At 57.1% G+C, this 217-nt stretch carries 1 pseudogene; it reads left to right on the top strand.

The annotated features are described in order from the left end of the window. Positions 1-67: 67 nt before the first annotated feature. Positions 68-217 (top strand): annotated as a pseudogene (locus A9513_RS36340) (sulfite oxidase-like oxidoreductase); the annotation flags it as partial.

Below are 217 nucleotides of genomic sequence, written 5' to 3'. Positions count from 1 at the left end.
ATGCTTTACGCAGAGTACTGAAATGAAGGCCGGCTTCGGTCTGCCGTATCGAGCAAGAGGGGTCACTATGGTCACCAGAGGTTTCACCGGTCGCGGTTCAGGCGACCAGTCCGATCGGATTCCGCCAGGTCAGCATCTGGTGGAGGATTTCCCTGTTCTGTCGGCCGGCCCTACGCCGAGGGTAGAGCCCTCCGACTGGAAATTCACAGTCAAAATT

The sequence above is a fragment of the Pseudomonas sp. AU12215 genome, assembly GCF_001675465.2.
GTDB lineage: Bacteria > Pseudomonadota > Gammaproteobacteria > Pseudomonadales > Pseudomonadaceae > Pseudomonas > Pseudomonas nitroreducens.
This window is presented reverse-complemented; position numbering and strand designations above follow the sequence as displayed.